The sequence below is a fragment of the Variovorax paradoxus genome, assembly GCF_040544635.1.
Taxonomy (GTDB): domain Bacteria; phylum Pseudomonadota; class Gammaproteobacteria; order Burkholderiales; family Burkholderiaceae_C; genus Variovorax; species Variovorax paradoxus_R.
In genome coordinates this window covers 658,843-682,486 of record NZ_JBEPKJ010000001.1, presented here as the reverse complement: position 1 = coordinate 682,486, position 23,644 = coordinate 658,843, and the positions used below count along the sequence as shown (strand labels likewise).

General features: G+C 66.7%; 25 protein-coding genes. 19 read left to right on the top strand and 6 right to left on the bottom strand.

Going from position 1 to position 23,644, the window contains the following annotated elements:
- Nucleotides 1-6 precede the first annotated feature (6 nt).
- The gene (atzF, locus tag ABIC94_RS03300) at nt 7-1,716 is read right to left on the bottom strand and encodes an allophanate hydrolase (protein ID WP_354371278.1); all 1,710 of its coding nucleotides are present in this window, start codon (nt 1,714-1,716) and stop codon (nt 7-9) included.
- A gap of 127 nt (nt 1,717-1,843) precedes the next feature.
- Complete coding sequence (locus ABIC94_RS03295; protein WP_354371277.1) at nt 1,844-2,707, bottom strand: M48 family metallopeptidase; 864 nt, start codon at nt 2,705-2,707, stop codon at nt 1,844-1,846.
- A 58-nt stretch (nt 2,708-2,765) separates the two neighbouring features.
- On the opposite strand from ABIC94_RS03295, the gene ABIC94_RS03290 reads away from it, so the two are divergent.
- The 7 genes from ABIC94_RS03290 to ABIC94_RS03260 all read left to right on the top strand — a co-directional run bounded on the left by ABIC94_RS03290 (nt 2,766) and on the right by ABIC94_RS03260 (nt 11,264).
- The gene (locus ABIC94_RS03290; protein ID WP_436317925.1) at nt 2,766-4,151 is read left to right on the top strand and encodes an AmpG family muropeptide MFS transporter; all 1,386 of its coding nucleotides are present in this window, start codon (nt 2,766-2,768) and stop codon (nt 4,149-4,151) included.
- Between the two features lie 126 nt (nt 4,152-4,277).
- Nucleotides 4,278-5,480: a beta-ketoacyl-[acyl-carrier-protein] synthase family protein gene (locus ABIC94_RS03285; RefSeq protein WP_354371274.1), complete on the top strand. Its 1,203-nt coding sequence runs from the start codon at nt 4,278-4,280 to the stop codon at nt 5,478-5,480.
- Nucleotides 5,477-6,319 carry a beta-ketoacyl synthase chain length factor gene (locus tag ABIC94_RS03280; protein WP_354371273.1) on the top strand — a complete coding sequence of 281 codons (843 nt, stop codon included), beginning with the start codon at nt 5,477-5,479 and terminating at the stop codon, nt 6,317-6,319. Before ABIC94_RS03285 ends, ABIC94_RS03280 begins: the two co-directional genes overlap by 4 nt.
- Nucleotides 6,320-6,325: 6 nt before the next feature.
- The gene (locus ABIC94_RS03275; RefSeq protein ID WP_354371272.1) at nt 6,326-8,032 is read left to right on the top strand and encodes an NAD(P)/FAD-dependent oxidoreductase; all 1,707 of its coding nucleotides are present in this window, start codon (nt 6,326-6,328) and stop codon (nt 8,030-8,032) included.
- Nucleotides 8,029-8,751: a response regulator transcription factor gene (locus ABIC94_RS03270; RefSeq protein ID WP_354371270.1), complete on the top strand. Its 723-nt coding sequence runs from the start codon at nt 8,029-8,031 to the stop codon at nt 8,749-8,751. The genes ABIC94_RS03275 and ABIC94_RS03270 overlap by 4 nt, the downstream gene beginning before the upstream one ends.
- Complete coding sequence (locus ABIC94_RS03265; RefSeq protein ID WP_354371269.1) at nt 8,751-9,947, top strand: ATP-binding protein; 1,197 nt, start codon at nt 8,751-8,753, stop codon at nt 9,945-9,947. The genes ABIC94_RS03270 and ABIC94_RS03265 overlap by 1 nt, the downstream gene beginning before the upstream one ends.
- 60 nt (nt 9,948-10,007) lie before the next feature.
- A complete protein-coding gene (locus tag ABIC94_RS03260) occupies nt 10,008-11,264 on the top strand; it encodes an O-antigen ligase family protein (RefSeq protein WP_354371268.1) in 1,257 nt (418 codons plus the stop codon).
- 42 nt (nt 11,265-11,306) lie between these two features.
- Here ABIC94_RS03260 and ABIC94_RS03255 read toward each other — a convergent pair whose 3' ends face one another.
- Nucleotides 11,307-11,516 (bottom strand): zinc-finger domain-containing protein, encoded by a 210-nt coding sequence (locus ABIC94_RS03255; RefSeq protein ID WP_012745419.1) that lies wholly within the window; start codon nt 11,514-11,516, stop codon nt 11,307-11,309.
- 8 nt (nt 11,517-11,524) lie between these two features.
- The gene (locus ABIC94_RS03250; protein ID WP_354371267.1) at nt 11,525-12,478 is read right to left on the bottom strand and encodes a branched-chain amino acid transaminase; all 954 of its coding nucleotides are present in this window, start codon (nt 12,476-12,478) and stop codon (nt 11,525-11,527) included.
- Nucleotides 12,479-12,609: 131 nt separating this feature from the next.
- Between ABIC94_RS03250 and ABIC94_RS03245 the strand changes: the two genes are divergently transcribed.
- Nucleotides 12,610-13,608 (top strand): recombination-associated protein RdgC, encoded by a 999-nt coding sequence (locus tag ABIC94_RS03245; protein ID WP_354371266.1) that lies wholly within the window; start codon nt 12,610-12,612, stop codon nt 13,606-13,608.
- 22 nt (nt 13,609-13,630) lie between these two features.
- On the opposite strand, the gene ABIC94_RS03240 is transcribed toward ABIC94_RS03245, so the two are convergent.
- The gene (locus ABIC94_RS03240) at nt 13,631-14,074 is read right to left on the bottom strand and encodes a glycerate kinase (RefSeq protein WP_354371265.1); all 444 of its coding nucleotides are present in this window, start codon (nt 14,072-14,074) and stop codon (nt 13,631-13,633) included.
- 218 nt (nt 14,075-14,292) lie between these two features.
- On the opposite strand from ABIC94_RS03240, the gene ABIC94_RS03235 reads away from it, so the two are divergent.
- The gene (locus ABIC94_RS03235) at nt 14,293-14,748 is read left to right on the top strand and encodes a hypothetical protein (RefSeq protein WP_281149176.1); all 456 of its coding nucleotides are present in this window, start codon (nt 14,293-14,295) and stop codon (nt 14,746-14,748) included.
- 55 nt (nt 14,749-14,803) lie between these two features.
- Here the strand turns inward: ABIC94_RS03235 and radA are convergent, their stop codons facing one another.
- A complete protein-coding gene (gene radA / locus ABIC94_RS03230) occupies nt 14,804-16,195 on the bottom strand; it encodes a DNA repair protein RadA (RefSeq protein ID WP_354371264.1) in 1,392 nt (463 codons plus the stop codon).
- A gap of 98 nt (nt 16,196-16,293) precedes the next feature.
- On the opposite strand from radA, the gene hpaR reads away from it, so the two are divergent.
- From hpaR to ABIC94_RS03180, 10 genes are all read left to right on the top strand, one after another.
- Nucleotides 16,294-16,728, top strand: a complete 435-nt coding sequence (hpaR, locus tag ABIC94_RS03225) for a homoprotocatechuate degradation operon regulator HpaR (RefSeq protein ID WP_258503442.1) — start codon at nt 16,294-16,296, stop codon at nt 16,726-16,728.
- The gene (locus ABIC94_RS03220) at nt 16,725-17,360 is read left to right on the top strand and encodes a fumarylacetoacetate hydrolase family protein (RefSeq protein WP_354371263.1); all 636 of its coding nucleotides are present in this window, start codon (nt 16,725-16,727) and stop codon (nt 17,358-17,360) included. The genes hpaR and ABIC94_RS03220 overlap by 4 nt, the downstream gene beginning before the upstream one ends.
- On the top strand, nt 17,357-18,142 hold the full coding sequence (locus ABIC94_RS03215; protein ID WP_354371262.1) for a fumarylacetoacetate hydrolase family protein: 786 nt from the start codon (nt 17,357-17,359) through the stop codon (nt 18,140-18,142). Before ABIC94_RS03220 ends, ABIC94_RS03215 begins: the two co-directional genes overlap by 4 nt.
- The gene (hpaE, locus tag ABIC94_RS03210) at nt 18,139-19,599 is read left to right on the top strand and encodes a 5-carboxymethyl-2-hydroxymuconate semialdehyde dehydrogenase (protein ID WP_354371261.1); all 1,461 of its coding nucleotides are present in this window, start codon (nt 18,139-18,141) and stop codon (nt 19,597-19,599) included. Before ABIC94_RS03215 ends, hpaE begins: the two co-directional genes overlap by 4 nt.
- A gap of 299 nt (nt 19,600-19,898) precedes the next feature.
- Entirely contained in the window at nt 19,899-20,234 is a 336-nt protein-coding gene (locus tag ABIC94_RS03205; protein ID WP_354371259.1) for an aromatic ring-opening dioxygenase subunit LigA, read from the top strand.
- On the top strand, nt 20,231-21,061 hold the full coding sequence (locus tag ABIC94_RS03200; protein WP_354371258.1) for an extradiol ring-cleavage dioxygenase: 831 nt from the start codon (nt 20,231-20,233) through the stop codon (nt 21,059-21,061). Before ABIC94_RS03205 ends, ABIC94_RS03200 begins: the two co-directional genes overlap by 4 nt.
- A 13-nt stretch (nt 21,062-21,074) precedes the next feature.
- Nucleotides 21,075-21,479, top strand: a complete 405-nt coding sequence (locus ABIC94_RS03195) for a 5-carboxymethyl-2-hydroxymuconate Delta-isomerase (RefSeq protein ID WP_354371256.1) — start codon at nt 21,075-21,077, stop codon at nt 21,477-21,479.
- A 4-nt stretch (nt 21,480-21,483) separates the two neighbouring features.
- A complete protein-coding gene (hpaH, locus tag ABIC94_RS03190; protein ID WP_354371255.1) occupies nt 21,484-22,284 on the top strand; it encodes a 2-oxo-hept-4-ene-1,7-dioate hydratase in 801 nt (266 codons plus the stop codon).
- Between the two features lie 9 nt (nt 22,285-22,293).
- Nucleotides 22,294-23,115 carry a 4-hydroxy-2-oxoheptanedioate aldolase gene (gene hpaI / locus ABIC94_RS03185; protein ID WP_354371253.1) on the top strand — a complete coding sequence of 274 codons (822 nt, stop codon included), beginning with the start codon at nt 22,294-22,296 and terminating at the stop codon, nt 23,113-23,115.
- Nucleotides 23,116-23,157: 42 nt separating this feature from the next.
- On the top strand, nt 23,158-23,631 hold the full coding sequence (locus tag ABIC94_RS03180) for a nuclear transport factor 2 family protein (protein ID WP_354371252.1): 474 nt from the start codon (nt 23,158-23,160) through the stop codon (nt 23,629-23,631).
- Nucleotides 23,632-23,644 lie beyond the last annotated feature (13 nt).

Genomic DNA, 23,644 nt, shown 5'->3' with positions numbered 1-23,644 from the left:
GATCGGTCAGGTTGAAATGGCTTGGGAAGAAGCGGTGCGGCTCGCGATGTAGGCACGCCAGCCGCCGTGGTGGCTCACGTCTTCGGCGTCGGCCAGCGCGTGGCCTTCGCAGATGAAGCCGTGCACCCAGCTGCCGTCGGCAAGCTCCACGCTGCCGAGCCCCAGCGGAGGCGGAATCAGGGCCAGGAAGCTTCCGACCTGCGCAACCGGAACCGACCACACTTCGAGCGCGATGGCCGTACCGCCCATGGCACTGCTCTGCAGCCCCGGCTTGGGCGGCACGGTGCCGGGCAATGCATGAAGCCGGTAGTGCGGCGCGGTGGTCGTGGCACGCAGCAGCGTGGCGCCGCGTTCTGTGAGCTGGCTGTTGAGCGGCATGCCCGAAAGGTGCGCGCCGACGACCGCGATGGACATGGTTTGCACTTGCGAAACGCCCAGGCGGGGAATGGCGCGCGGCTCTGGCAGCGGCAAACCAGTGGCCCCCTGTGGCAAGCCCGTGGCGTGGTGATAGCGCTGGCCCAGATCGGCCAGCGCAAGGTCGCTGCCGCAAGGGCCGATCAGCGTGATGCCGAACGGCAGACCATCGGCGCGCAATGAACTCGGCACCGAGATGGCGGTGTAGTCCAGCAAGTTGACGAAGTTGGTGTATGCGCCGAGGTTGCGGTTGAGCACGATCGGGTCGGCGCGCATCTGGTCGCGCGTGTAGTGCGTGGGAGCGGTCGGCACCAGCAGCACGTCGATGCCGCGCCACATCGGCTCGACCTGTTGCGCGAGCGCGCGCAGTCTTGTCTGCGCCTCGAACACATCGGCGGCGCTGTACCCGCGCCCGCTCTCGAGAATGCCGCGCACCGGTTCGATCACCTGGGAGCCGTGTGCATCGAAGAACTCGCGCACCGCGGCATAGCGCTCGGCCACCAGTGCGCTTTCATAGAGCAGCGCGGCGGCCTCGGCCAGCGGGGCGAAGGGAATCGTCACAGGCGTGCCGCCGAGCGCGACCAGCCGCGCCTGTGCGTCGCGGAAAGCCTTTTCGGCTTCGGCATCCCCGAAGAAGCTCAGCGTATCGGGCACACCGAATCGGAATGCCGACGGAAAGGGGTCGCTGCGCAAGGCGAGCTCCCGCGAATAGGGGTCGCGCGCATCCGGACCCGCCGCCGCAAGAAGCACATCGACAGCCAGGCCGACCGTGCGCGCAAAGATCGACACGCAGTCCGCGCTCTGTGCCGCGGGCACCACGCCGAAGGCGCTCAGCAGCCCGCGCGAAGGCTTGATGCCGACGATGTTGTTGAGCCCGGCGGGCACGCGGCCCGAGCCGGCGGTGTCGGTGCCAAGCGCGAAATCGACCTCGCCGGTGGCCACCACGTAGGCCGACCCGGAGCTGGAACCGCCCGAGACGTAGCGCGCGTCGAAGGCATTGGGCACTTCGCCATAAGGAGAGCGCGTGCCGTTCAGGCCGCAGGCGAACTGGTCGAGGTTGGTCTTGCCGAGCAGCGATGCTCCGGCATCGAGCAGCTTCTGCACCACCGCTGCATGTGCCGAGGGTTTGCGGTCGAAGGCCGGACAAGCGGCCGTGGTGGGCACGCCGGCCACGTCGATGTTGTCCTTGACGGCAAAGCGCAGGCCGGCGAGCGGGCTGTTACCGGAAGCCGCGCCGGGCACGGGCTGCGCCAGGCGTGCAATCCACGCCGCGGCAGTCGATCCGTTTTCTTCATGCACCATTTCAAAGCATCCAAACTTGTGTACAAGATGAGATGCAAGCAATGTGCCAGGGCGATCGGAGGTCGCCCTTCAGGGAATTTCTGCTCGGGGTTTTGCCCCCTCTCCCTCTGGGAGAGGGAGTAAGACCTCAGCTGCGCTTGGCTTCCCTGTAAAGCTTCTCTACCTTCGGCAGATTGGCTTCGAGCTTCTGGATGCGGTCCGGCCCGCTCGGGTGGGTGGAAAGGAAACTCAGCCCGCCCTGGTTCTTCGATGCCGTGGCCATCTTCTTCCAGAGCGACACCGAAGCCTGCGGGTCGTAGCCCGCCCGCGCCGCGAGTTCCAGGCCCACCAGATCGGCCTCGGTTTCATCGCTGCGGCTGAACTTGAGGGTGATCAGCTGCGTTCCCGCGCGCGCGGCCAAGTCGCCCATCTGGCCGAGCCCCAGCAGTTGCGCACCGATGGAAAGCGCGGCGCCGGTGCCGGCGCTCTTGGCCAGGCGGGCGCGCGCATGCTCGCGCAGCGCATGGGCCATCTCGTGCCCCATCACCATCGCGACTTCGTCATCGCTGAGCTTGAGCTGCTCGAGGATGCCGGTGAAGAAGGCGATCTTGCCGCCGGGCATGCAAAAGGCATTGATCTGCTTGCTGCCGATGAGGTTGACCTCCCATTTCCAGTCGCGCGCCCGCGTGTTCCAGGGCGTGGCGAACGGAATCAGGCGGTTGGCGATGGTGCGCAGCCGCTGCAGCTGCGCATTGCCGTCGCCCGCGAGCGCGCTCTTGGCGCGCGCCTGCGCGAGCAGTTGGCCGTATTGCTGCACGCCGGCGGCCTCGATCCGGTCGGCCGGCACCAGGTTGCGCGCCATCGATGCATTGCCCACGCTCACCTGCGCCAGTGCCGGTCCGGTCAGCGCCACGCCGGCCGCGGCAAGCAGAAAGGCCCGCCGCGGCTGCCAGGCCGAGGAGCTGGATGGTGAAACCGCGGAAGGGTCGAGAAGCTCGCATCGTGTGCACATGCGCGGATCATAGGAACAATTGCCGACAAAAAGACGGCTCGGCGCACGCCGCGCCCTCATGGACAATCCGGGGTTCATGTCTGCCCAGCCCGCCGAAACTCCCACCGCCTCTTCCCTGCCCTGGCGCGACGCGCTGAAGGTCTATCTCGAGCCTGCCACCCTGCGCATGCTGGCGCTCGGCTTTTCCGCCGGCCTGCCGCTGCTGCTGGTGCTGGGCACGCTGAGCTTCCGCCTGCGCGAGGCGGGCATCGACCGCACCACCATCGGCTACCTGAGCTGGGTGGGCCTGGCCTACGGCTTCAAATGGGTCTGGGCGCCGCTGGTCGACCGGCTGCCGCTGCCGCCGCTGACCACGCTGCTCGGCCGCCGGCGCGGCTGGCTGCTGCTGGCGCAGGGGTTGGTGATCGCGGGGTTGATCGGCATGGCGCTGAACGACCCGCGCCAGGGCCTCGTGCCGCTGATCTGGTGCGCACTGCTGGTGGCCTTCGGTTCGGCCACGCAGGACATCGCGCTCGACGCTTTCCGCATCGAATCGGCCGAAACCCGCAAGCAGGCTGCGCTCGCTGCCGCCTATCAAACCGGCTACCGGCTCGCGATGATCTGGGCCGGTGCCGGTGTGCTGTGGGTCGCGGCCTGGGCCGAGGTGGTGCCGGCGGCCGGCGTCACGGGCGCGGCGGCGTACCAGAACGCGGCCTGGAAAACGGCCTACCTGGTCATGGCCGCCTCGATGGCGGTGGGGGTGCTCACGGTGCTGCTCTCGCCCGAACCCGTGCGCCGCGTGCTGCCCAAGGCCAGGAATGCGGCCGAGTGGCTGCAAAGCGTGCTCATCGAGCCCTTCGCCGACTTCATCCGCCGCTACAAGTGGCAGGCCGCGCTGATCCTTTCGCTGATTGCCATCTACCGCATCAGCGACGTGGTGATGGGCATCATGGCCAACCCTTTCTATGTGGACATGGGCTTCACCAAGGACGAGGTGGCCACGGTCAGCAAGATCTACGGCGTGATCATGACGCTGGCCGGCGCCTTCGTGGGCGGCGTGCTGTCGATGCGCCTGGGTGTGATGCGCGTGCTGATGCTGGGCGCGGTGCTCAGCGCCGCCAGCAACCTGCTGTTTGCCTGGCTGGCCTCGCGCGGGCACGACCTGACGGCGCTGATTGCGGTGGTGTCGGCCGACAACCTGGCCGGCGGCATCGCCTCGGCGGCCTTCATTGCCTACTTGTCGAGCCTGACGAACATCAGTTATTCAGCCACGCAGTACGCCTTGTTCAGCTCGCTGATGCTGCTGCTGCCGAAGTTCATCGCCGGCTACTCGGGCGTTTTTGTCGATGCCTACGGCTACGCCCCGTTCTTTACCGCCACCGCCCTGCTGGGCGTGCCGGTGCTGCTGCTGGTGGCGCTCGCCGCCCGCATCACCACGACCACAGGCCCCGCAGAGCGTCAATAGAGCACGGGCCCTATAGGAAAACAGCTGACGCTGCGCGGCCCGCGCAACTGGTAGGCTGTCACTTTCTGGTTACCTTTCGCATCGCTTTCAAAGCGTTTACTTTCGCCCCCGCAACCCACAAGCAACGTGCCGCCCCGCATTTCCCCCCTTCAGATCAGCGCCTTCACGGCCACCTCGGCCGTCGGTGTCGGCAAGGAGCCGCTCGCCGAAGCGCTCGAGCATTCGCGCAGCGGCCTGCGCGCCAACGATTTCGGCGACGCACCACTGCCCACCTGGATCGGCCGGGTCGACGGACTCGAAGACATTCGCCTGCCCGAAACTCTGGCCTCGTGGGATTGCCGCAACAACCGGCTCGCCTGGCTGGGCCTGCATGCAGACGGGTTCCCCGAAGCCGTGGCGGCCGCGCGGGCCAAGTACGGGCCGTCCCGCATCGCGCTGATCCTGGGCACATCGACATCCAGCATCGGCGAAACCGAACTGGCCTACACCCAGCTCGACGCCGAAGGGCTCTTTCCCCAGAACCAGCGCCGCCCGGCCGTGCACACGCCGCATTCGCTGGCCATGTTCGTGCAGCAGGTGCTTGGGCTCACCGGCCCCAGCGAGACGATTTCCACCGCCTGCTCGTCGAGCGCCAAGGTGTTCGCCTCGGCCGAGCGGCTGATCCGCCTCGGGCTGGCCGACGCCGCCGTGGTCGGCGGGGTCGACACGCTGTGCGGCAGCGTGCTGTTCGGCTTCAATTCGCTCGAACTGGTGTCCAGCGAGCCGTGCCGGCCCTTCGACGCCGGCCGCAAGGGCATCAGCCTCGGCGAGGCGGCCGGCTTCGCGCTGGTGGAGCGCGTGCAGGACGATGCCGGCCTGCCGCTTCGGCTGCTCGGCTACGGTGAAGCCAGCGACGCGCATCACATGTCGACGCCGCACCCCGAAGGCCTGGGCGCCGAACGCGCGCTCGACGAGGCGCTGGCGCGCGCGGGCCTTGCGCCCGAGGCCATCGACTACATCAACATGCACGGCACGGCGAGCCAGAAGAACGACGAGGTCGAAGGTGCCTTGGTGGCGCGCCGCTTCCCCGCCACCACCCACGCCAGCTCGACCAAGGGCTTCATGGGCCACACGCTGGGCGCGGCGGGCATCGTCGAATCGGTGATCAGCCTGCTGGCGATCGAGCGCGGCCTGATGCCCGGCACCGTGAACACGAACGAACTCGACACGGGCTTCGGGCCGCAGATCAAGCTGCAGCCCGCGCATGGCGAGGTTCGCTACGCGCTGACCAACTCCTTCGGTTTCGGCGGCAACAACTGCTCGCTGGTCTTCGGCAAGGCCGCCCAATGACCGCCGCGAACCAGGCTCCGAAGCCGCCCACGCTCTACATCGAAGGCCCGGCCTTCTGGACGCCGACCCTGCCCGGCTGGGACGCCGCCCGCGCCGCCTTCCGCGGCGAAGGCACGCTCACCGACCCGCCCGCCAAGCGCCCGTCGCCGCAGGTGCTGGCGCCGGCCGAGCGCCGCCGCGCGCCCGACACCGTGGCCTTGGCGCTCGAGGTGGCGGCCGCATCGATGGCGGGCGCGGGCCGCAACGCGGCCGACGTACCCTGCGTGTTCGTGTCGGCGCATGGCGATCTCTCGATCAACGACTACATGTGCAGCACGCTCGCCACCGACCCCACGGTGCTGTCGCCCACGCGCTTTCACAACTCGGTGCACAACGCGGCCGTGGGCTACTGGACCATCGGCACCGGCTGCATGGCGGCCAGCAATTCGGTCTCGGCCTACGAAAACAGCTTTGCGGCCGGCCTGCTCGAAGCCGCGGTGCAATGCGCGGCCGACCAGTCGCCAGTGCTGCTGGTGGGCTACGACACGCCCACCGTGGGTGCGCTGACCTCGGTCACCGACAGCCAGGGCCTCCTGGCCGTGGCGCTGGTAATTGCACCCGAGCGCACCGAGCGCACCGTGGCGTCTTTCGACTGGTCGCTGGAGAACGGCAGCGGCACCATGCCGGCGCCGCTTTCCGACGCCGCGAAGACGCTGGCGCATATCAACCCGATGGCGCATGCGCTCGGCCTGTTCGAATCGCTGGCGCGCGTGGCGGACGACGACCCGCCCGCGCCGCTCGACCTGCCGCTTTCTTCCACCCTGGCGCTGCGGCTGCAACTGCAGCGGGTCCGGGACTGACGCTCCATGACCGGCACTGCGCATACGTGTGACGCAGTGATCATGGGCGGCGGGCTCGCGGGCCTCACCTTGGCGCTGCAGCTCAAGCAGCGCTTTCAGGACATCGACGTGCTGGTGCTGGAGCGGCGCAAGCACCCGGTGCCGCACGCGGCCCACAAGGTGGGCGAGTCGTCGGTGGAAATCGGTGCGCACTACTTCGACACAGTGCTCGGCCTCAAGCCCCACATGGACGGTGCGCAGCTGCGCAAGTTCGGCTTCCGCTTTTTCTTCAGCGAGGGCCGGCGCGACATCGACCAGGTCACCGAAATCGGCGCCAGCCGCTACCTGGCGGTGCCCAGCTACCAGATCGACCGCGGTATTTTCGAGAACTATCTCGCGCAGGAAGCCGTTCGGCGCGGCGTGCGCTTCGACGATGCCGCGCTGGTACGCCATGTCGACCTGGCCGAGGATGCCGACGCGCCGCACCGCCTCGAATGGTCGCGCGGCGGCGAAACCCACAGCGCCGAGGCGCGCTGGATCATCGATGCCTGCGGGCGCGCCGGGCTGCTCAAGCGCAAGCTGGGGTTGGCCGAGCCCAATGCGCACGACGTCAACGCGGTGTGGTTCCGCATTGCCGATCGCATTGCCATCGACGACTGGAGCGACAACGCCGACTGGCAGGCGCGCTGCGATCCCCGCGCGCGCTGGCTTTCAACCAATCACTTGTGCGGCGCCGGGTACTGGGCGTGGCTGATTCCGCTGGCTTCGGGCTCGCATTCAGTAGGCATCGTGGCCGACCCCAAGCTGCATCCGCTCGACACCTTCGACACGTTCGAGAAGGCGATGCAGTGGTTCGCCACCTACCAGCCGCGGCTGTACGACGCGCTCGACGGCAAGCGGCACCTGCTGCAGGACTTCGCGTTCCTCAAGCACTTCTCGCACGGCTGCAAGCAGGTGTTCTCGGGGCACCGATGGGCGCTGACGGGCGAGGCCGGGTTGTTCCTCGACCCGTTCTATTCGCCGGGCAGCGACTTCATCGCGATGAGCAACACCTACATCACCGATCTGGTGGCGCATGACCGCGCGGGCCGTTCGCTCGAGGCCCGCGCGCAGCTCTACGACCAGATCTATCACTCGTTCTACGAGAGCACCCTGGCGCTCTACCAGGACCAGTACCCGCTCTTCGGCGACCCCGAGGTACTGCCGGTGAAGGTGATCTGGGACTACGCCTATTACTGGGGCGTGCTGTCGCAGATTTTTTTCCAGCAGCGGCTCACCGACCTGATGCTGCTCGGCAGCCTGAAGGAAGAGCTGCAGCACTGCCAACGCCTGAACCTGGCGGTGCAGCAGCTGCTGCGCGCCTGGTCCGCCGCAAGCGCCAGGCGCAACGCCGCGGTCCTGCTCGACCAGGCCGCAATGCCGTGGTTCGCCGAACTCAACCAGAGCCTGAAAGGCCCGCGGCTGGACGATGCCGGGTTCAAGGCGCGCATCCGGGCCTCGACCGCCCAGCTGCGGCAGCTCGCCCGCGAAATCCTCGCGCGGGCCCGGGCGGACAATGCGGACCTGAGCGGCTCCGCCCTTCCCTCGATCCTCGGAGAAAACATGAGTTCGCCGCCCGCCAACGCGGAAAGCGGCGCTATGCTTTTCGCAGCACTTCCGGTTGACGCCCGGAAGCCGCGTTTACCCAACTTTACGGAGCGTTCAAGCCCCGTTGCCCCCCGTGCACGACCATGAAGCGCATGAGCACCCCCCAACTCCTGATGATCGAAGACGACGCCCGCCTGGCGCAGATGGTGGGCGAATACCTGACGCAGTCGGGTTTTCTCTTCACCCATGCCGGCGACGGCGCCAGCGGCCTCGAGCAGCTGCAGCAGCACGCGCCCGACCTGGTCATCCTCGACCTGATGCTGCCCGACACCGACGGCCTTGAAATCTGCCGCCGCATCCGGTCGCTGCCGCCTCCGGCTTCCAAGGTGTCGGTGCTGATGCTCACCGCCAAAGGCGACCCGATGGACCGCATCATCGGCCTGGAGATCGGCGCCGACGACTACCTGCCCAAGCCCTTCGAGCCGCGCGAACTGCTGGCGCGCATTCGCGCGGTGCTGCGCCGCCGCAGCGAGAACGCCACTGACACGGAAGCCAGCACGGTGATGCGTTTCGGCACGCTCGAGATCGACCGCAACGCACGCACCGTGTCGGTGGGCGGGGCGCTGGCCGACCTCACCTCCTACCAGTTCGACCTGCTGGTCGCGATGGCCGAGCGCGCGGGCCGCGTGCTCACGCGCGACCAGATCATGGAAGCCGTGCGCGGCCGCGAACTCGAAGCCTTCGACCGCTCGATCGACGTGCACATGGGCCGCATCCGCGCCGCCATCGAGGTCGATGCCAAGAACCCGAAGCGCATCCTTACCGTTCGCGGCGTGGGCTACGTCTTCGCCAAGCAGCAAGACTGATGCTTCGAAGCCTGTATTCGCGCCACCTCTACGTCCGCATCTGGCTCGCGGTGGTGGGCGGCGTCGTCATCCTCACGCTGATGGCCAACTGGATCGTGCGCGAAGCCGCGGAGGCCGAGCGCGAGCGCCTGGCGCCGGTGCCGCGCAACGTGGTGGTGCTCGACGCGCAAGACCGCACCATCGGCACCGGCAAGGCCCTGCGCGTGCCGGGCCAGGGGCTGGAATTCGACGTGACGCTCGGCGACGGCAAGGCCATCACTCTGCGCGTGGCGCCGCGCGACCGGCCCTCGGGCACCGGCGGGTTCGCGCCCTGGCGCACGCCTTTCGGGCTCGGCTGGATGATCGCGCTCGTGGGCATTGCCGTGGCGCTGGGCGTGTACCCCATCGTGCGGCGGCTCACGCAGCGGCTGGAGTCCCTGCAGCGCGGCGTGCAACGCTGGGGCGAAGGCGATCTCTCGGTGCGCGTGATCGAAGAAGGGCAGGACGAAGTGGCTGATCTCTCCAAACGTTTCAACGCCTCGGCCGAACGCATCGAAAAGCTGGTGCGCTCGCACAAATCGCTGCTGGCCAATGCATCGCACGAGCTGCGCTCGCCGCTCACCCGCATCCGCATGGGCCTGGAACTGATGGGCGAACGCCCGAGCCCCGCGGCGCGCGACGAGATCTCGCGCAACATCGGCGAGCTCGACCAGCTCATCGACGAAATCCTGCTGGCCAGCCGGCTCGACGCGAGCGAGGCCGACGTGGGCACCATCGAGGCGGTCGACCTGACCGGGCTCGCGGCCGAGGAGTGCTCGCAGGTGAATGCCGAGCTCGACCTGGTGGAAGGCACCGACAACGCGAAGCTCACCGTGCCCGGCGTGTCGCGCCTGCTGCGCCGCGCCATCCGCAACCTGCTGGAGAATGCGCGCCGTTACGGCGCGGGCGAAATTTCGGTGGAGCTCGGCAGCGCCAACGGCTTTGCCACGGTGCGCGTGAATGACCGTGGGCCCGGCGTGCCGGCCGCCTTGCGCGAACGCATCTTCGAGCCCTTCTACCGGCTGCCCGGCGCCAGCGAGCGCAACGGCGGCGTCGGCCTCGGGCTGGCGCTGGTGAAGTCGATCGCCGAGCGCCACGGCGGCACCGTGCGCTGCGAAGAGCGACCGGGCGGAGGCGCCAGCTTCGTCATCCGGTTGCCGGCGGCCAGCCGAAGCTGACCGCACGGCGGGGCCGAAGTCAGGCTGGGGCCTGTCGGCCCCACCTAAAATCCCGCCCCTATGCAGAGATCGCACATCGTCAGGCCCGCGGCCATGTTCTGGGGGCTGGTGGTGTTCATGCCCGTCGGCGTCACCTACCTTTCGGCCCTGCTGTTGCTCGCCACCATGGGGCTCGCCGGCGGGTACCGCGAACGCTTCGCGCGGCTGCGCTCCAACCCGCTGTGGTGGCCCGTGGTGGCATACCTGGCCTGGACCTTCATCGTGCTGGCCTTCGGGCCGCACTACCCCGAAACCGGCTCGAACCTGTTCCACGGGCTGCGCATCGGCCTCACGATATTGATGGCGATGGCGCTCACGCGCGAAGAAGCGATCTGGGCGCTGCGCGGCTTCCTGCTGATCGCGGCGCTGAACGTCCTGCTGATCGTGGGCTTCTACGCCATCGGCTTTCCGATCTGGTCGCCGCTGCGCGCGGTGGTCATGGAAGTGGGCAACAAATCGATCAGCAACGCACTGCTGTTCAGCGTGGTGGCGTCCACGGCCGCCGTGTGGGGCATTGCCCAAATCGCCGCGCACAGGCCGCTGCGCGCCATTCCCGCCTTCGTGCTGGTGCTCGGCCTGGGCCTGGTGGTGGCGCTGCCGCTGACCTCGCGCACCTCGGTGCTCGCGCTGATGCTGGTGATTCCGGTGGTGTGCATCCACCAATGGCGCAGCCACCTGAAGATGCTGGTGAGCGCGCTGGTGCTGGGGGCCGTGGTGCTGGCGGCCGGGCTCTATCAGTTGCCGCAGCTCCAGCACAAGGTCGAGACCGGCATCGAGGAAATCGAGAAGGCGCAGGCCGGCGCGGTCTTCAAGGGCAGCTGGGTCATCCGCTACTACATGTACCGCGACACCGGCCTCATGATCGCCGACCGGCCGCTCGCCGGCTGGGGCATCGGCGGCTGGACCAACCAATGGCACAAGCGCGGCCCGGCGCTCTTTGCAGATTCGAACATGCCGCACAACGACTTCCTGTGGGTCGGCGCGCAGGGCGGCCTGCCGGCGTTGCTGAGCCTGCTGGTCATCATGGTCGGCGCCGTCTGGCAGGCGTGGAAGCGGCCCGACATTGCGGGCCGCTATGCGCTCGCCGCCACGCTGATTGCGCTGATCGCGTCGAGCGTGAACTCGGCGGTGCGCGACGCGCAGATTGGCCTGGCGCTGTTGTGGATTGCCATGGTGTACCTGCGGCTTGCGCAGGAACCCCGGAGCACCCAGCCCTGGAACGACCTGTGGCCGGGAAGCCGCATTGCAGCGGTGCCAGAGGCTCCCGCTTCCAGTTAGAGAGCTAGCCGCTAGAGGCTAGCTACCCGATAGCGGCCCCGCTCAGTGCCGCGACGACACCGTCTCACCCGCCTTCAGGCGGTAGACGGTGCCGCAGTACGGGCACTTGGCTTCACCGGTGCGCGCCACGTCCAGGTACACCTTGGGATGGGTATCCCAGAGCTTCATGTCCGCCTTGGGGCTGGGGCAGAACACGCCGCCCTGGTGGTTGAGCTCCCTGGCCAGGAGTTCTACGACTGCGTTGGTAGGCATGGGTTCTCTCAGACTTTCGTGAGCCAGTGGGCGTATTTGGGGTTCTTGCCGTTCACGATGTCGAAGAAGGCAGCCTGGATTTTTTCGGTGATCGGGCCACGCGAGCCTCCGTCGCCGCGGTTGCCGATCTCGATGCGGTCGAGTTCGCGGATGGGCGTGACTTCGGCGGCAGTACCGGTGAAGAAGGCTTCGTCGGCAATGTAGACCTCGTCGCGCGTGATGCGCTTCTGCACCAGCTCGATGCCGAGGTCCTTGCACACGTGCAGGATGGTGTTGCGGGTGATGCCGTTGAGCGCGCCGGCCGACAGGTCGGGCGTGTAGACCACGCCGCCCTTGACCACGAAGATGTTCTCGCCCGCGCCTTCGGAGACGAAGCCGCTCGCGTCGAGCAGCAGCGCCTCGTCGTAGCCGTCGTCCAGCGCTTCCATGTTGGCGAGGATCGAGTTGGTGTAGTTGCTCACCGACTTGGCCTGCGTCATCGTGATGTTGACGTGGTGGCGGGTGTAGCTCGAGGTCTTCACGCGGATGCCGCGCCGCATGCCCTCTTCGCCCAGGTAGGCGCCCCAGGACCAGGCCGCGACCATGGCGTGGACTTTGTTGCCCTTGGGGCTCACGCCGAGCTTTTCGGAGCCGATCCAGATCAGCGGGCGCAGGTAGCAGCTTTCGAGCTTGTTCTCGCGCACGACCTGTTTCTGGGCCTCAATGAGCTGTTCCTGCGAGAAGGGGATCTTCATGCGCAGGATCTTGGCGCTGTTGAACAGGCGCTCGGTGTGCTCGGCCAGGCGGAAGATGGACGTGCCGCCATCTGCCGTCTTGTAGGCGCGCACGCCCTCGAAGGCGCCGCAGCCGTAGTGCAGCGTGTGGCTCAGCACGTGGATCTTGGCGTCGCGCCAGTCCACGAGTTCGCCGTCCATCCAGATCTTGCCGTCACGGTCGTCCAGCGAGGGGGGGATCGAGCTCATTTCCTGATTCCTTTGGGAGCTGTGTAGGGAGCGACCGGGGGAAGTCGCAAAAGCTTTCGATTTTACGGTGGCCGCCGGAACGGCGTGCCCGACAATGGCCGGTTGTGCAAACCAGTGGAAAAAGGGTTTCCGTGTCCGTATTCAAGAACGTCATCGTCTATCGCATCGAACCTGCCTGGTCCCAGACATTGACCGAGGCAGAAGAAGGGCTTGGCAAGCAGCGCTTCGAGCCCTGCGGCCCCTCGCAGGAAAAGTCCGCCGGCTGGGTGGAGCCCCGCGGCGAGGCCAACGGCCCGCTGGTCGAATCCATCGGCGGCCAGTGGCTCGTCGAATACATGATCGAGAGCAAGGCAGTGCCCGGCTCCGTGGTGCGCCGCAAGCTCGACGAGCGTTGCGCGCAAATCGAAGCCACCACCGGCCGCAAGCCCGGCAAGAAGGAAAAGAAGGAACTCAAGGAGGACATCACCCTCGAGCTGCTGCCGATGGCCTTCACCCGCAGCGCCCGCGTGGCCGTGTGGATTGACCAGGCCGAACGCCGCCTGGTGATCAACAGCGCCAATGCCGCGCGCGCCGACGAAGTGGTGACCAGCCTCGTGAAGTCGCTCGACGGCTTTGCCGTGGCCCTCATCAACACGCAGGTGGAACCGGCCGCCGCCATGGCCAACTGGCTCCTGACGCAGGAACCGCCGGCCGGCTTCACGATCGACCGCGAGTGCGAGCTCAAGGCTTCGGACGATTCCAAGGCCGTGGTGCGCTACGCCAAGCACCCGCTCGACATCGAGGAAGTGCAAAAGCACATCACCGATGGCAAACGCCCCACGCGCCTGGCACTCACCTGGGACGACCGCGTGTCTTTCGAGCTGACGCACGGCATGCTGATCCGCAAGATCGTGTTCCTCGAAGGCACGGGCGACGGCGCTTCGGGCGGCAAGAAGGAAGACAATTTCGACGCCGACGTGGCCATTGCCACCGGCGAGCTCGGCCAGCTGGTGCCGGCGCTGCTCGATGCGCTGGGTGGCGAAGCGGCCTTCAGCGGCGCGCCAACGGATGCAGCACCCAAGGCTGCAGCTGAAGCGCCCACGACCACCACCTCGGCGGACGCCGAGGTCGAGGAAGACGCGCCGTTCTGATCTGACGGCGCCCCGCGGCCGCTCAGCCCGCCGCGTTTTCTTCGGAAGGCGGAGCGTTGTCGGGCTCCGCTTCGGGGCGCGTCAGCGTCCAGCTTTGCAGCTTGCCGCCGTTGAACACAGCGTCGACATACGAGCCGCCCGTATCGGTCCACCGATAAAGCTCGGGCTGCTCGTTTTGCGGCGAGCGCAGTTCGCCAAGCGCGCGCGTCATCGCGATCACGTGCATCAGCGTGACGCCCTTCTTGAGCTTGGCATTGAGCATCACCGAGCTTGCGACATAGCCGACCGGGCGATCGGCCGCCCGCTTGAGCACCTGCATGGCACGGGTGAAGTGCATCAGCAGGAACATCACGATCACGCCGCCCGCCAGGGCGACGCCGCCCCATCCGCCGCTGCGCCAAGCCAGCCCGAGAAGGACGATGGCGCCCACGGGCACCAGCAATTTCTGGAAATTCATGGGGCGCATTGTCGCCGCGCGACGGCCCCCGCCTTGCCGGCGTCATTCGAAAGTACGCATCTGGATAGCGGGCACTTTCTTGCCGCCCCCGGCAAGGCAGGCGGCAGTAGCGGCCGTGGCTACCGCCGGGCGCGCGGCGCGGTACTCGCCTTGAAAAGCACGTGGCGCGGGGGCGCCAGCCGGCACATTTCATCTCACGGGCATCAGCCCGGGCCACTGAAAAGCGTATGAGTATTCCCCGATCCGTCACATTCGTTCGTCTCAGCCTTTGCGCCGCACTCACGGCCGCCGCACTCAGCGGTTGCTACGTGGTGCCGCTCGGACAACCCGCTCCCGCAGCGCCGCCTTCGCAGGCCTATGCCGTGGCACCGGGCCCGGTGGCGCAGAGCTTCAGCGCGCGGCTGTATCCGTCGAACGCCGAAGCGGCGCGCTACGGAACCATTGCGGGCACGGTGACCAACGACATGAACGGACGCGGACGCTTCAATACGGTGATCGGCAATGAGCAGTTTCAGGGAGAGGCGACCCGGGTTGCGGGCTCGCGAGGTGCCGGCCTGGCGAATGCCAGCGGCAATCGCGGCGGCAACCTGAGTTGCCAGTACACGATGAACTCGGCCACGTTGGGTAGCGGCCAATGCGTGCTCAACGGCGGACCGGCGTTCACGATGCACATCGGGGGGTAGGGAGGGTAGCCCGGCGCGCCTGTGGTGCGCCGGGCATTTTTTCCCCGGCAATCAATCAATCGAGGCGGCGGACCACGTCCATCGCCTCTTCGATGCGTTCGACGGCGTGAATGGTCAGGCCTTCGATTTCCTTCGTGCCCTTGCGCGGCGCATTGGCCTTGGGCACCACGGCCACGCTGAAGCCCAGCTTGGCCGCTTCGCGCAGGCGCTCCTGCCCACGTGGCGCGGGGCGCACTTCGCCCGCCAGCCCCACTTCGCCGAACGCGATGAAGCCCTTGGGCAGCGGCTTGCCGCGCAGGCTGGAGGTAATGGCCAGCATCACGGCCAGGTCGGCCGCCGGTTCGCTGATGCGCACGCCGCCCACCGCGTTCACGAACACGTCCTGGTCCATGCAGGCCACGCCCGCATGGCGGTGCAGCACGGCCAGCAGCATCGCGAGGCGGTCGCGATCCAGGCCTACCGAAAGGCGGCGCGGGCTTGGCCCGCCGTTGTCGACCAGCGCCTGGATTTCCACCAGCATCGGCCGCGTGCCTTCGAGCGTGACCAGCACCACGCTGCCGGGCACCGGCTCGGCATGCTGGCTGAGGAAAATCGCGCTCGGGTTGGTCACGCCCTTCAGGCCGCGCTCGGTCATGGCGAACACGCCGATTTCGTTCACGGCGCCAAAGCGGTTCTTGATGGCCCGCACGAGGCGAAAGCTCGAATGCGTGTCTCCCTCGAAGTACAGCACCGTGTCGACCATATGCTCGAGCACGCGCGGGCCCGCGAGCGCGCCTTCTTTGGTGACGTGGCCCACCAGCACCACCGCAGTGCCGCTGGTCTTGGCGAAGCGCGTGAGGTGGGCCGCGCATTCGCGCACCTGCGCCACCGAGCCCGGGGCAGAGGTGAGCTGGTCGGAATACACCGTCTGGATGGAATCGATCACCGCAATGGCGGGCCGGTTGGCATCGAGCGTGGCGATGATTTTTTCGAGCTGGATTTCGGCCAGCACCTGCACCTGCGAGTGGTCGAGCCCGAGCCGCTTGGAGCGCAGCGCCACCTGCGCGCCGCTTTCCTCGCCGGTGACGTAAAGTGCGTTCTGCCCCGCGCGCTGCAGCGCATCGACGGCCTGCAGCAGCAGCGTCGACTTGCCGATGCCTGGGTCCCCGCCGATGAGCGTGACGCCGCCCGACACGATGCCGCCGCCCAGCACACGGTCGAGCTCGTCGAGCCCGGTGGGCGTGCGCGCGACGTCGGTCGCTTCTATTTCAGAGAGGGTTGCGAGTTCTGACACGCCCGCGAGCGCGGCGTACTGCGTGCCGAAGCGGTTGTTGGCCGGGCCGCTGTTGCTGCCCGCCACCTGCTCGATGAGTGTGTTCCAGGCGCCGCAGCTCGGGCATTTGCCGAGCCACTTGGGGCTGGTGCCGCCGCATTCGCTGCAGACGAAGAGAGATTTTTCCTTGGCCATGCAAGGAGTTTAGGTGTCCGCACAAACCCTGATGGAAAACGGCTTGGAAAGAAATTCCCAATCATTTAACATGTTAACTAATTCGCCGAACTAGAACCGTGGCCAGCACCTTTACCCACCGCAACCTCCCGCGCCTGCTGCTGCAGGCCCGTGAAGCCGTCATGGCTCACACGCGGCCCAGCCTGCGCGAGCACGCGCTGTCCGACCAGCAGTGGCGTGTGCTGCGCGTGCTGGGCGAGCACGGCGCGGTGGAAACCGGCCGCGTGGCGCGCGAGGCGTTCATCCTTGGGCCCAGCCTTACCGGCGTGCTCGCGCGCATGGAGCGCGACAACCTCATTGCCCGCAGCCGCGACCCCGAAGACCAGCGCCGCACCGTCGTCGAAGCCACTGCGCATGGAATGAAGCTAGTGAAGAAGCTGTCCTCAAGCATTGAGGCGCACTACCAGTGGTTGGAGCAGTCGCTGGGCAAAACCAAGCTGACGCAGCTGTATGGGCTGCTGGACGAACTGATCGCGCTGGAGCAGCCTGAATGACCCCCTCTTCTTTCGTGCCCACCGGCACTGTCTACGGCACGCTGCTGAACTTCCGCGCGGAAGTGGAAGCGCTCGCGCAGCAGATGACGCAGCCGCCCTACAAGGCGCCACCGAAGGCGCCCGTGCTCTACGTGAAGACAGCCAACACCTGGAGTCCGCACGGCAGCGCGATTGCGGTGCCTTCATCCGTGCCGGAGGTGGAGATCGGCGCCAGCATCGGCATGGTGATCGGCGCCGAGGGCGACATCGAAGGCTTCGTGCTGATGAACGACCTCTCGATTCCGCATGCGAGCTTCTTCCGCCCACCGGTGAAGTTCAAGTGCGTCGACGGCTTCCTGGGCATCGGCCCGGCGCTGCGGGACGCGCAAGAGGTCGCCAACCCGGCGAACTTTCGCGTCGAGGTGCGCATCAACGGCGTGCTGAAACAGTCGATCGACTTCTCCCAGCTCGTGCGGCCGGCGCAGCAACTGCTCGCGGATGTGGGCGAATTCATGACGCTCGCGCACGGCGACATATTGCTGCTGGGCTGCGACGCCGGGCGGCCGCTGGCGCGCGCGGGCGACCGCATCGAAATTTCCTCTCCGGGCTTCGAGACATTGATCAACACGCTGGTGCAGGAGACCACCGCATGAAGCACGCACGCGTCATCTACGAAGGCCGCGAACACACCGGCATCTCTCACGAGTTCAACGGCCAACCCGACGCGGCTGTGCGCCTGGACGACGGCCGCATCGTGCCGCAAGAGCAGCTCACCTGGCTGCCCCCGCTCGCGCCCACCGCGCGACCGCGCACCATCCTCGCACTTGGCCTCAACTACGCCGACCATGCCAAGGAGCTCGAGTTCAAGGCGCCCGAGGAACCGCTGGTGTTCGTCAAGGGCCAGAGCACGCTCATCGGCCATCGCCAGCACACGCACCGCCCGGATGGCGTGCAGTTCATGCACTACGAATGCGAGCTCGCCATCGTGATCGGCAAGACCGCGAAGAACGTGAAGCAGGGCGACGCCTACGACTTCATCGGTGGCTACACCGTGGCCAACGACTACGCCATTCGCGACTATCTCGAGAACTGGTACCGCCCCAACCTGCGGGTGAAGAATCGCGACACCTGCACGCCGCTCGGCCCGTGGTTCGTCGACGCGGCCGACGTGCACAGCCTTCCGGGCGGACCGATGGCGCTCGCACTGCGCACCACCGTCAACGGCACCGTCACGCAGCAGGGCAGCACGCGCGACATGATCTTCGACGCGCCTTTTCTCATCGAGTATTTCAGCCACTTCATGACGCTGTCGCCGGGCGACCTGATCCTCACGGGCACGCCTGACGGCGTGGTCGATTGCAAGCCGGGCGACGTGGTCGTCTGCGAGATCGAGCGCATTGGCGCGCTGGTCAACACCATCCAAGGAACAGCATGAGAGTCGATCACCTGATCGCCGGCAAGCGCGTGGCCGGCACCGATTACTTCGAGACCGTCAATCCCGCCACGCAAGAAGTGCTGGCCGAGGTTGCCTCAGGCGGTGAAGCCGAAGTGAACGCGGCCGTGGCCGCCGCCAAGGAAGCCTTTCCGAAGTGGGCCGGCATGCCCGCACCCGAACGCGCGAAGCTGGTGCGCAAGCTGGGCGACCTGATCGCCAAGCACGTACCCGAGATCGCGCAGACCGAGACCGACGACTGCGGCCAGGTCATCTCGCAAACCGGCAAGCAGTTGATCCCGCGCGCGGCCGACAACTTTTATTACTTCGCCGAGATGTGCACGCGGGTGGACGGCCACACCTACCCCACGCCCACGCACCTGAACTACACGCTGTTCCATCCGGTGGGCGTGTGCGCGCTCATCAGCCCGTGGAACGTGCCCTTCATGACAGCCACCTGGAAGGTCGCGCCCTGCCTGGCCTTCGGCAACACTGCGGTGCTGAAGATGAGCGAGCTCTCGCCGCTCACGGCCGCACGGTTGGGCGAGCTCGCGCTCGAAGCCGGCATTCCGCCGGGCGTGCTGAACCTGGTGCACGGCTACGGCAAGGAAGCCGGCGAGCCGCTGGTGGCACACCCCGACGTGCGCGCGATTTCGTTCACCGGCTCCACCGCCACGGGCAACCGCATCGTGAAGAGCGCGGGCTTGAAGAAGTTCAGCATGGAGCTGGGCGGCAAGAGCCCGTTCGTGATCTTCGAAGACGCAGACCTCGACCGCGCGCTGGACGCGGCGGTGTTCATGATCTTCAGCAACAACGGCGAGCGCTGCACAGCGGGCTCGCGCATTCTGGTGCAGCGGTCGATCTACGCCGACTTTGCCGCGAAGTTCGCCGAGCGTGCGAAGCGCATCGTGGTAGGCGACCCGCTCGACGAGAAGACCATCGTCGGCCCGATGATTTCGCAGGCTCACCTGGCCAAGGTACGCAGCTACATCGAGCTCGGCCCGAAGGAAGGCGCGACGCTCCTGTGCGGTGGCCTCGAGGTCCCGGGCAACTTGCCGGACCGCGTGAAGAAGGGCAACTACGTGATGCCTACCGTGTTCGCCGACGTCGACAACCGCATGCGGATAGCGCAAGAGGAAATCTTCGGCCCGGTCGCCTGCCTGATTCCGTTCAAGGACGAGGCCGATGCGATCCGTCTGGCCAACGAGATCGAGTACGGCCTCTCGAGTTACGTGTGGACCGAGAACATCGGCCGCGCGCACCGCGTGGCGGCCGCGGTAGAGGCCGGCATGTGCTTCGTCAACAGCCAGAACGTGCGGGACCTGCGCCAGCCCTTTGGCGGCACCAAGGCCTCGGGCACGGGCCGCGAAGGCGGTACCTGGAGTTATGAAGTGTTTTGCGAACCGAAGAACGTTGCGGTGTCGATGGGGTCGCACCATATTCCGCATTGGGGTGTGTGAGATGAACACGGAATACCGTCCTGGGCGCGCTCCCGCCGACGGGGTACCTTGCTCCGCGAATGTCCTCCGGCCTTCGGCCTCCCCCTTTATTTCGCTGCGCAAGGCACCCCATCGACGTGAGCGTTGTTCAGAGCTGTGGTTGATCGGGCGGAACAAGCGCAGCGCCCGGTGTGCACAGGGCATCGGGTGCTCCCCGCAGCGAAATAAAGGAGGAGGGGCGCAGCCCCGGGGGACATTCGCGGAGGGGAGTACCCGGTGGCCTGTGCACACGCCCTGAACAACGACACAGAGCAATTGCAATGAGCCTCTACGCCATGCAGAAATTCCTGTTCGTCCTCAACCGCGACACAGACGTGCAGCGCCGCTATGCAGAAGGCGGCGGCACGCGCAAAGCCTTGCTGGCAGCCTATGATTTCAACGACGAAGAGCGCGAAGCCATCGACAAGGGTGACATCGGCAAGCTCTACGTGCTCGGCTGCAACGGACAGCTCCTGATGCACTTCGCACCACTGCTAGGCATCGCATGGGCCGACTACCTCGAAGCCATGCGCGAAGGCGTGCGCAAATACGGTCCGGTGCGCGCAGGCATCTATGCGATGACGACCGGCACAGACGAAAAGGTGGCAGGCGTATGAGTTTGGTTTTTGCAGGCGTTTGCAGCCACGCCCCCGGCATCACCGGCCGCGCGCACCTCGCCGATCCGGCGGTGAAGGACGAATTTCACGCGCAGTTTCATCGCTTCGGCGAAGCGATGCGCGCGACGAAGCCCGATGCGGTGATCGTGGTCGCGGCCGAGCACTTCGCGAATTTTTTCATGAACAACATGCCGGCCTACGCCATCGGCATGGCCGACAGCTACGAAGGGCCGATCGAAGACCCGAAGTGGCTCGGCATCGAGAAGACCAAAGTGCCGGGCGACGCCGCGCTCTCGCAGCGCCTGATTCGCGAAGTGATGCAGACGGTAGACGTGGCCTACGCGGAAGAATGGAAATTCGACCACGGCATCATGGTTCCGCTGCACTTTCTCACGCCGAAGTTCGACACCAAGATCATCCCCGTGAACATCAACTGCCAGGGGCCACCGCTCACGCCGCTGCACCGTGCATGGGCCTTTGGCGAAGCCTTGCGCCGCGCCTGCGACAAGGCGCCCGAACGCATTGCGCTGGTGGGCACAGGCGGCATTTCGCACTGGCCGGCCACGCCCGATTCGGGCAAGGTGAACGCCGAGTGGGACGCCGAGTTCATGCGTCGCTGGTGCGCGAACGACCGCGACGCATTGCTCTCGCAGGCCGAGTACAACGACGAAGCCACTTACCGCGAAGCGGGCCAGGGCGGCTTCGAGATCCGCACCTTCCTGAGCGTGGCAGCCGCTGCGCGCGGCAAGGGCGAGATCCTGCATATGAAGGCCATCCCCATCTTCGCGGTGACATGCACCGCCGCCACGATGTCGATCGAAGAATGAACGGAACACCGCCATGCCTCATCTCGTGATCCTGTACACGCCCAACATCGAAGCCGAAACCGACATGTCGGCCCTCTGCCGCACGCTGGCCGACACCATGCTGAAGCAGCACGACGAGGCCGGCAAGCCGGTGTTCCCCGTCGGCGGCACGCGCGTGCTGGCCTACCCGGCCGCGCACTACGCGGTGGCAGACGGCAAGGCCGACTACGCCTTCGTGTACCTCAACATCCGCATGGCAGGCGGGCGCTCCGAAGCCGTGAAGAAAAAAGCCGGCGACGATCTGCTGGCCGACGTGCGCACGCATTTCGAGCCCATCTTCGACAAGCGCCACATCGGCATCACGCTGCAGATCGACGAAAGCCCGGGCCAGGTGTATGACGGCAAGCACAGCAACCTGCATCCCCTCTTCAACAAATAACCTCATGCTCACTTCCGACACCATCGCCAGGCTTGCGGCCGAACTGCACGAGAGCGAGAAGTCGCGCGTGCAGGTCGAGCACTTTTCCAAGCGCTTTCCCGAAATGACGGTGGAAGACGGCTATGCCATCTCGCGCGAGTGGGTCAAAGCCAAGATCGCCGAAGGCCGCACGGTGAAGGGCCACAAGATCGGTCTCACCTCGCGCGCCATGCAGCTCTCCAGCCAGATCGACGAGCCCGACTACGGCACGCTGCTCGACGACATGTTCTTCGAGCAGGGCGATATTCCCTTCACGCGCTTCATCGCGCCGCGCATCGAGGTGGAGCTGGCCTTCATCCTCGGCAAGAAGCTGCAGGGCCCGAACGTCACGATCTTCGACGTGCTGGCCGCCACCGACTACGTGGTGCCCGCCATCGAGATCATCGACGCGCGCATCGAGCAGTTCGACCGCCACACAAAAGCGCCGCGCAAGGTGTTCGACACCATCGCCGACAACGCGGCCAATGCGGGCATCGTGCTCGGCGGCCGGCCGGTAAAACCCGACGCGGTCGACCTGCGCTGGGTGAGCGCGCTGCTCTACAAGAACGGCGTGATCGAGGAATCGGGCGTGGCCGCGGCCGTGCTCAACCACCCGGCCACAGGCGTGGCCTGGCTCGCGAACAAGCTCGCGCCGTGGGACGAACACCTCGAAGCCGGCGAGGTGGTGCTCGGCGGCTCGTTCACCCGGCCGACCACCGCCCTGCCGGGCGACACATTCCATGCCGACTACGGCCCGCTGGGCAGCATCGCCTTCCGTTTCGCTTGAAAGACTTCCATGCAAACACCGCTCAACACCTTCAAGCAGGCCATGCAGGCCGGCGAACAGAAAATCGGCCTCTGGGTTGGCCTGGCCGACGGCTACGTGGCCGAGATCCTGGCCGGCACCGGATTCGACTGGCTGCTGGTCGACGGCGAGCATGCGCCGAACGACGTGCGCTCGGTGCTTGCGCAGTTGCAGGGCATTTCGAGCACATGGTCGGCACAGCCCGAGTCGGAGCGCTCGCATCCCGTGGTGCGGGTTCCGGTCGGCGACACCACGCTGCTCAAGCAGTACCTGGACATCGGCGCGCAGACCCTCCTGGTGCCGATGGTCGACAACGCCGAGCAAGCGGCACGCATGGTGCAGGGCATGCGCTACCCGCCTGAGGGCATCCGCGGCATGGGCAGCGCATTGGCGCGTGCCTCGCGCTGGCAGGCGTACCCCAACTACCTGCACGAAGCCAACGCGCAGACCTGCCTGCTGGTACAGGCCGAGACGGTGGAAGCCATGAAGAACCTCGACGCCATTGCCGCCACGCCGGGCGTGGACGGCGTGTTCATCGGGCCGGCCGACCTGTCGGCGTCGATGGGCTTCGTGGGCCAGCCGAACCACCCCGAGGTGCAAGCCGTGATCGCCGACGCCATCGCGCGCATTCGCAAGGCCGGCAAAGCGCCGGGCATTCTCTCGACCACCGAGGAACAAGCGCGCAAGTGGCTGGCCGCAGGCGCGCAGTTCGTGGCCGTGGGCGTGGACACCATTCTGCTCACAGGGGCGGCGAAGCAGCTGGCGTCGAAATACAAGAACGCCGCGAGCGCCGTGACACCCAGCGGCTACTGATAGATCCATTCATTCATTCTCTTTCGCACCGGAGCACCTTTGATGCAACGCGCCACGCTTGCGGCCATTTCCACGGCCGCCACCCTGTTCCTCGCCGCCTGCGCCCCCATGGGCACCGGCAAGCCGCAAGCCACCACCGCCCAGCAGGAAACCAACCGCCAGACGGTGCTCGCGTTCTACGAAAAGGGCCTCAACCAGAAGGACGCTGACGCGGCCCTGCAATACGTGGGCAACCGCTACGTGCAGCACAACCCCACGGCGGCCGACGGGCCCGAGGGCTTTCGCAAGTTCATCGCCTTCCTGCGCGAGAAGTTTCCGAACTCGCGCAGCGACATCAAGCGCAGCTTTGTCGACGGCGACTACGTGATCCTGCACGTGAACGCGGTGCGCGAGCCGGGCACGCGCGGCAGCGCCATCGTCGACATCTTCAAGCTGGAGAACGGAAAGATCGTCGAGCACTGGGATGTGGTGCAGCCCGTTCCCGAGACCGCCGCCAACAAGAACGGCATGTTCTGACGCCTCATCCTTC

Bases quoted from the DNA above. Each gene is read 5' to 3' on its own strand.
- ABIC94_RS03235 (WP_281149176.1), top strand. From the start codon at position 14,293: ATGAGTATTCCCCGATCCGTCACATTCGTTCGTCTCAGCCTTTGCGCC.
- ABIC94_RS03255 (WP_012745419.1), bottom strand. From the start codon at position 11,516: ATGCCTACCAACGCAGTCGTAGAACTCCTGGCCAGGGAGCTCAACCAC.
- ABIC94_RS03220 (WP_354371263.1), top strand. From the start codon at position 16,725: ATGACCCCCTCTTCTTTCGTGCCCACCGGCACTGTCTACGGCACGCTG.
- ABIC94_RS03275 (WP_354371272.1), top strand. From the start codon at position 6,326: ATGACCGGCACTGCGCATACGTGTGACGCAGTGATCATGGGCGGCGGG.
- ABIC94_RS03260 (WP_354371268.1), top strand. From the start codon at position 10,008: ATGCAGAGATCGCACATCGTCAGGCCCGCGGCCATGTTCTGGGGGCTG.
- ABIC94_RS03205 (WP_354371259.1), top strand. From the start codon at position 19,899: ATGAGCCTCTACGCCATGCAGAAATTCCTGTTCGTCCTCAACCGCGAC.
- hpaE (WP_354371261.1), top strand. From the start codon at position 18,139: ATGAGAGTCGATCACCTGATCGCCGGCAAGCGCGTGGCCGGCACCGAT.
- ABIC94_RS03250 (WP_354371267.1), bottom strand. From the start codon at position 12,478: ATGAGCTCGATCCCCCCCTCGCTGGACGACCGTGACGGCAAGATCTGG.
- ABIC94_RS03180 (WP_354371252.1), top strand. From the start codon at position 23,158: ATGCAACGCGCCACGCTTGCGGCCATTTCCACGGCCGCCACCCTGTTC.
- ABIC94_RS03290 (WP_436317925.1), top strand. From the start codon at position 2,766: ATGGACAATCCGGGGTTCATGTCTGCCCAGCCCGCCGAAACTCCCACC.
- radA (WP_354371264.1), bottom strand. From the start codon at position 16,195: ATGGCCAAGGAAAAATCTCTCTTCGTCTGCAGCGAATGCGGCGGCACC.
- atzF (WP_354371278.1), bottom strand. From the start codon at position 1,716: ATGGTGCATGAAGAAAACGGATCGACTGCCGCGGCGTGGATTGCACGC.
- ABIC94_RS03195 (WP_354371256.1), top strand. From the start codon at position 21,075: ATGCCTCATCTCGTGATCCTGTACACGCCCAACATCGAAGCCGAAACC.
- ABIC94_RS03280 (WP_354371273.1), top strand. From the start codon at position 5,477: ATGACCGCCGCGAACCAGGCTCCGAAGCCGCCCACGCTCTACATCGAA.
- ABIC94_RS03200 (WP_354371258.1), top strand. From the start codon at position 20,231: ATGAGTTTGGTTTTTGCAGGCGTTTGCAGCCACGCCCCCGGCATCACC.
- ABIC94_RS03295 (WP_354371277.1), bottom strand. From the start codon at position 2,707: ATGTGCACACGATGCGAGCTTCTCGACCCTTCCGCGGTTTCACCATCC.
- ABIC94_RS03215 (WP_354371262.1), top strand. From the start codon at position 17,357: ATGAAGCACGCACGCGTCATCTACGAAGGCCGCGAACACACCGGCATC.
- ABIC94_RS03265 (WP_354371269.1), top strand. From the start codon at position 8,751: ATGCTTCGAAGCCTGTATTCGCGCCACCTCTACGTCCGCATCTGGCTC.
- hpaI (WP_354371253.1), top strand. From the start codon at position 22,294: ATGCAAACACCGCTCAACACCTTCAAGCAGGCCATGCAGGCCGGCGAA.
- hpaH (WP_354371255.1), top strand. From the start codon at position 21,484: ATGCTCACTTCCGACACCATCGCCAGGCTTGCGGCCGAACTGCACGAG.
- ABIC94_RS03240 (WP_354371265.1), bottom strand. From the start codon at position 14,074: ATGCGCCCCATGAATTTCCAGAAATTGCTGGTGCCCGTGGGCGCCATC.
- ABIC94_RS03270 (WP_354371270.1), top strand. From the start codon at position 8,029: ATGAAGCGCATGAGCACCCCCCAACTCCTGATGATCGAAGACGACGCC.